Source organism: Microbacterium sp. B24, assembly GCF_000333415.1.
GTDB lineage: Bacteria > Actinomycetota > Actinomycetes > Actinomycetales > Microbacteriaceae > Microbacterium.
In genome coordinates, this window is record NZ_BADB01000517.1 from 1 (window position 1) to 4,877 (window position 4,877).

Annotated in this window: 4 protein-coding genes; all 4 read right to left on the reverse strand. The window is 68.9% G+C overall.

Annotation, left to right across the window (positions count from 1 at the left end; all coding sequences use genetic code 11):
• Positions 1-23: 23 nt before the first annotated feature.
• The 4 genes from katG to I5I_RS15100 all read right to left on the reverse strand — a co-directional run bounded on the left by katG (position 24) and on the right by I5I_RS15100 (position 4,601).
• Positions 24-2,297: a catalase/peroxidase HPI gene (gene katG / locus I5I_RS15085; RefSeq protein WP_036321667.1), complete on the reverse strand. Its 2,274-nt coding sequence runs from the start codon at positions 2,295-2,297 to the stop codon at positions 24-26.
• Positions 2,294-2,773, reverse strand: coding sequence for a Fur family transcriptional regulator (locus I5I_RS15090; RefSeq protein WP_036321668.1), 480 nt, complete (start codon positions 2,771-2,773; stop codon positions 2,294-2,296). Before I5I_RS15090 ends, katG begins: the two co-directional genes overlap by 4 nt.
• A gap of 99 nt (positions 2,774-2,872) precedes the next feature.
• Positions 2,873-4,354 (reverse strand): adenosylhomocysteinase, encoded by a 1,482-nt coding sequence (gene ahcY / locus I5I_RS15095; RefSeq protein WP_036321680.1) that lies wholly within the window; start codon positions 4,352-4,354, stop codon positions 2,873-2,875.
• Between the two features lie 40 nt (positions 4,355-4,394).
• Positions 4,395-4,601, reverse strand: a complete 207-nt coding sequence (locus I5I_RS15100; protein WP_005048283.1) for a DUF3499 family protein — start codon at positions 4,599-4,601, stop codon at positions 4,395-4,397.
• Between the last annotated feature and the right edge of the window lie 276 nt (positions 4,602-4,877).

The window sequence follows — 4,877 nt, forward strand, 5'->3', positions numbered from 1 at the left end:
CCCGGCGTCGTTCTGACGCGTGCTCAGCGGTGAAGATCGAAGCGGTCGAGCTCGGTCACCTTGGTCCACGCCGCGACGAAGTCACGGACGAACTTCTCGGTGGCGTCGTCCGAGGCGTACACCTCGGCGAGCGCGCGCAGCTCGGAGTTCGAGCTGAAGAGCAGATCGACGCGGGTGCCTACGCCGACCTTCTCTCCCGAACCGTCCTTCACGCCGGCGAAGGCGTGGGAGCCGGGGTCCAGCGGCGTCCACGTGGTGCCGAGGTCGAGCAGATTCACGAAGAAGTCGTTCGAGAGGACGCCGACCCGGTCCGTGAACACACCGTAGGGCGAGCCGTCCCAGTTCGCGCCCAGCACCCGCAGGCCTCCGATCAGGACGGTCATCTCCGGCGCCGTGAGCGTGAGGAGGTTCGCCTTGTCGATGAGGTGGTACTCGGCGGGCATCGGTGCCAGCGGACCCTGGTAGTTGCGGAAGCCATCGGCCGCGGGCTCCAGGTAGGCGAACGACTCGGCGTCGGTCTGCTGCTCGGAAGCGTCGGTGCGTCCGGCGTGGAACGGCACCTCCACCTCGACGCCCGCATCCGCGGCCGCCTTCTCGACGGCGGCGTTTCCCGCGATCACGATCAGGTCGGCGAGCGACACGTCGACACCCGCCTGCGCGGCATCCGTCTTGATACCGCCGAGCACTCCGAGCACCCGATGCAACTGGGCGGGGTTGTTCACCTCCCAGTCCTTCTGCGGCGAGAGGCGGATGCGGGCGCCGTTGACGCCGCCGCGCTTGTCGCTGCCGCGGAACGACGATGCCGCCGCCCACGTCGTCGCGACGAGTTCGGAGACCGTCAGAACCGAGTCGAGCACGCGCGCCTTCAGGTCAGCGGCCTGCGCAGCGTCCAGCGGGGCGCCGCTCGGCGCCGGAACGGGGTCCTGCCAGAGCAGCTCCTCCGCCGGCACCTCCGGTCCGAGGTAACGGGTGACGGGTCCCATGTCGCGGTGCGTGAGCTTGAACCATGCACGGGCGAACGCATCGGCGAAGGCGTCGGGGTCGTCCTTGAACTTTCGCGAGATCTTGTCGTACTCCGGGTCCATACGCAGGGCGAGATCGCTCGTGAGCATACGCGGCTCGCGCTTGCCGTCGCTGTGCGCGAGCGGAACCATGTCGGCGCCCTGGCCGCCCTTCGGCCGCCACTGGTGCGCACCGGCGGGGCTCTTCATGAGCTCCCACTCGTACGCGTAGAGGATGTGGAAGAACTCGTTGTCCCAGCGCGTGGGGTGATAGGTCCACGTGACCTCGAGGCCGGACGTGATCGTGTCGTCACCGCGCCCCGTGCCGTGGTTGTTCTTCCAGCCGAGGCCCTGAGCCTCCAGGCCCGCCGCCTCCGGGTTGTCTTCGAGGTTGTCGTCGGATGCCGCGCCGTGCGTCTTCCCGAAGGTGTGGCCGCCCGCGATCAACGCGACGGTCTCCTCGTCGTTCATCGCCATCCGCGCGAAGGTCTCACGGATGTCGCGGGCAGAGGCCAGCGGGTCGGGGTTGCCGTTCGGTCCTTCCGGGTTGACGTAGATGAGACCCATCTGCACGGCCGCGAGGGGCTTTTCGAGTTCGCGGTCGCCGGAGTAGCGCTCGTCGCCCAGCCACGTGGTCTCGGGACCCCAGTACACGTCGTCGTCCGGCTCCCAGACGTCGGCGCGGCCGCCGGCGAAGCCGAACGTGCGGAAGCCCATCGACTCCAGCGCGACGTTGCCCGCGAGGATCATGAGGTCGGCCCAGGAGATCGACTGGCCGTACTTCTTCTTCACGGGCCAGAGCAGTCGCCGCGCCTTGTCGAGGTTGACGTTGTCGGGCCAGCTGTTCAGCGGGGCGAATCGCTGCTGACCGGCGCCGCCGCCACCGCGACCGTCGGTCACCCGATAGGTGCCGGCCGAGTGCCACGCCATGCGGATCATCAGCGGCCCGTAATGGCCGAAGTCGGCGGGCCACCAGTCCTGACTGGTGGTGAGCACTTCCTCGATGTCCTGCTTCACGGCCGCCAGGTCGAGCGACTCGAAGGCGGCGGCGTAGTCGAAGTCCGCATCCAGCGGGTTACGCACCTGGGGGTTCTTGGCGAGGATCTTGAGGTTGAGCTGGTTGGGCCACCACACCCGGTTGGCCGATCCACGCGTCGGATGCGGCTGTGCATGGATGACCGGGCAGGTCGCGGCTTCCTCGGCATACGCCTCGTCGGTGTCGGTGACGGTGACGGACTGGTCGATGTCGGTCGCGTCAGCGCCGATGCCGGCGCTGGTCGGGTCCTGGTCTGTCATGGTGTTCCTTCCGTGAGGGGTGGGGTGGCGGCGTGCGCGCATGCGGGACACAGGCCCCAGTACGTCACTTCCGCCGTGGTGAGGATGAAGCCGTGGCTGTCGGAGGGTTCGAGACAGGGCGCCGCGCCGATCGCGCAGTCCACGTCGACGACCGCGCCGCACGACGTGCACACGAGGTGATGGTGGTTGTCGCTGACCCGCAGCTCGAAGAGCATCGGCCGACCCGCCGGTTCGATGCGGCGCACGAGCCCCGCGTCGGCGAAGTCGCCGAGAGCGTTGTACACCGACTGACGGCTCGCCCGCGGCATCCGCTCGACGATCGCGAGGAAGACGTCGTCGGCACTGGCGTGCGGATGCGTCCGCAGCGTGTCGTAGACCGCCGTGCGCGAATCGGTGACCTTCAGCCCCGCCGCCCGCAGCGCGGTCGCCGCATCGGCGGCGTCGGCACCGTGCGCGGGGGTCGCGATCGAGGGCATGCCTCCACCTTACCCAGTTTTGAAGAATTCAAAACAAAGGCGGGGTGAACACTCGCTGTGACGGGTCTATGGATCCGCGCACGGCGCGCGAATGGTCCGTCAGTAGCGGTAGTGGTCCAGCTTGTACGGCCCCTCGACCGGAACGCCGATGTACGCGGCCTGTTCCGGGGTGAGCTCGGTGAGCTGCACGCCGAGCGCCGCCAGATGCAGGCGCGCCACCTTCTCATCCAGGATCTTCGGCAGCACGTAGACGCCCACGGGATACTGCTCCCGCTTGGTGTACAGCTCGATCTGCGCCAGCACCTGGTTGGTGAAGGACGCGCTCATGACGAAGGAGGGGTGCCCGGTCGCGTTGCCGAGGTTCATGAGCCGCCCCTCGCTCATGACCAGGATGCTGCGCGGCGCACGACCGGCACCCGCAGGCAGACGGTACTCGTGCACCTGCGGCTTGATCTCGATCTTCTCGACACCCGCGATGGCCTCGAGCCCGGCCATGTCGATCTCGTCGTCGAAGTGGCCGACGTTGCCCACGATGGCGAGGTGCTTGAGGTTCTGAAGGTGCTCGACCGTCACCACGCGCGTATTCCCCGTGCCGGTGATGAGGATGTCGACGTCGCCGATGACCGACTCCAGACGTGCGACCTGGAAGCCGTCCATCGCCGCCTGCAGCGCGCAGATGGGGTCGACCTCGCCGATGATCACGCGCGCTCCCTGGCCACGGAGCGCCTCCGCCGCCCCCTTGCCGACGTCGCCATAGCCGACCACGTAGGCGACCTTGCCGCCGATGAGAACGTCGGTCGCACGGTTGAGACCGTCCGGAAGCGAGTGGCGGATGCCGTACTTGTTGTCGAACTTGCTCTTGGTGACCGAGTCGTTGACGTTGATGCCCGGGAACAGCAGCTTTCCGGCTGCCGCGAGCTCGTACAGTCGGTGGACCCCGGTGGTGGTCTCCTCGGTGACCCCCACGATCTGCCCGGCCATGCGCGTGAAGCGCTGCGGGTCGCGGGCGAGGCTCGCGCGCAGCGTGTCGAGCACGATGCGGTACTCGAGGGAATCGTTCTCGGATGCCGCAGGCACCGCGCCGGCCGCCTCGAACTCGACGCCCTTGTGCACGAGGAGCGTCGCGTCGCCACCGTCGTCCAGGATGAGGTTGGGCCCGTCGAAGCCCTCGGCCGACCAGTCGAAGATGCGATCGGCCAACTGCCAGTACTCCTCGAGCGTCTCGCCCTTGAAGGCGAAGACCGGAACGCCGGCCGGCTGGTCCACGGTGCCGTGCGGACCCACCGCGACCGCGGCGGCGGCCTCGTCCTGGGTGGAGAAGATGTTGCAGCTGGCCCAGCGCACCTGTGCACCGAGGGCCACGAGCGTCTCGATGAGCACGGCGGTCTGCACGGTCATGTGCAGCGACCCGGCGATGCGGGCTCCGGCGAGCGGCTGGAGCGGACCGAACTCCTCGCGCAGCGCCATCAGTCCGGGCATCTCGTTCTCGGCGAGGCGCAGCTGATGACGGCCTGCCTCGGCGAGGCTCAGGTCGGCGACGACGAAGTCATGGATGCGGGTAGGGGCGGCGATGGTCGGCATCCGCCCATTCTCGCATCCTCATCCGGATGCCGGCCGGGACTCAGACGCGCAGCGTCTCGTGGCGGACGACGACCCAGCCCTTGGGAACCGAGAGGCGGTCGGTGTGGATGGCGCAGAGGTCGTGCGCGTGCGGGTCGGTCGCCGCGCCGAGCGGGCCGAGGGCGGCCATCTGATCTCCGTAGTCGTAGGTCAGGGTCGTCACGGCCTCGCGGGCACAGCCCACCTTCGAGCACAGTCGGGTACGCATCGCCCTCACGCTACCGGCGGCGCAGCCCGGGGCGGGGGATGCCGCGCCGCCGCGGCACGCATCGCCGACCGCGACGGCGACCGCTGACCTAGACTCGGAACATGATGAGGCGGCGCGCGAGCACTCCCCCGCGGGTGCGACCGTCCCGCCATGGACGGCATGGTCGCGAGGACCGCAGTCCCGTCGTGCGGCCGCCGCTTCCGGCGCAGGAGACGCGCGAAGAACGCTTCGACTTCGTCGTCGGCACGGCGGCGGAGTCTGCGCAGCGCCTGCCGA

Coding starts and splice junctions, on each gene's coding strand:
- ahcY (WP_036321680.1), bottom strand. CDS start 4,354: ATGCCGACCATCGCCGCCCCTACCCGCATCCATGACTTCGTCGTCGCC.
- I5I_RS15090 (WP_036321668.1), bottom strand. CDS start 2,773: ATGCCCTCGATCGCGACCCCCGCGCACGGTGCCGACGCCGCCGATGCG.
- katG (WP_036321667.1), bottom strand. CDS start 2,297: ATGACAGACCAGGACCCGACCAGCGCCGGCATCGGCGCTGACGCGACC.
- I5I_RS15100 (WP_005048283.1), bottom strand. CDS start 4,601: ATGCGTACCCGACTGTGCTCGAAGGTGGGCTGTGCCCGCGAGGCCGTG.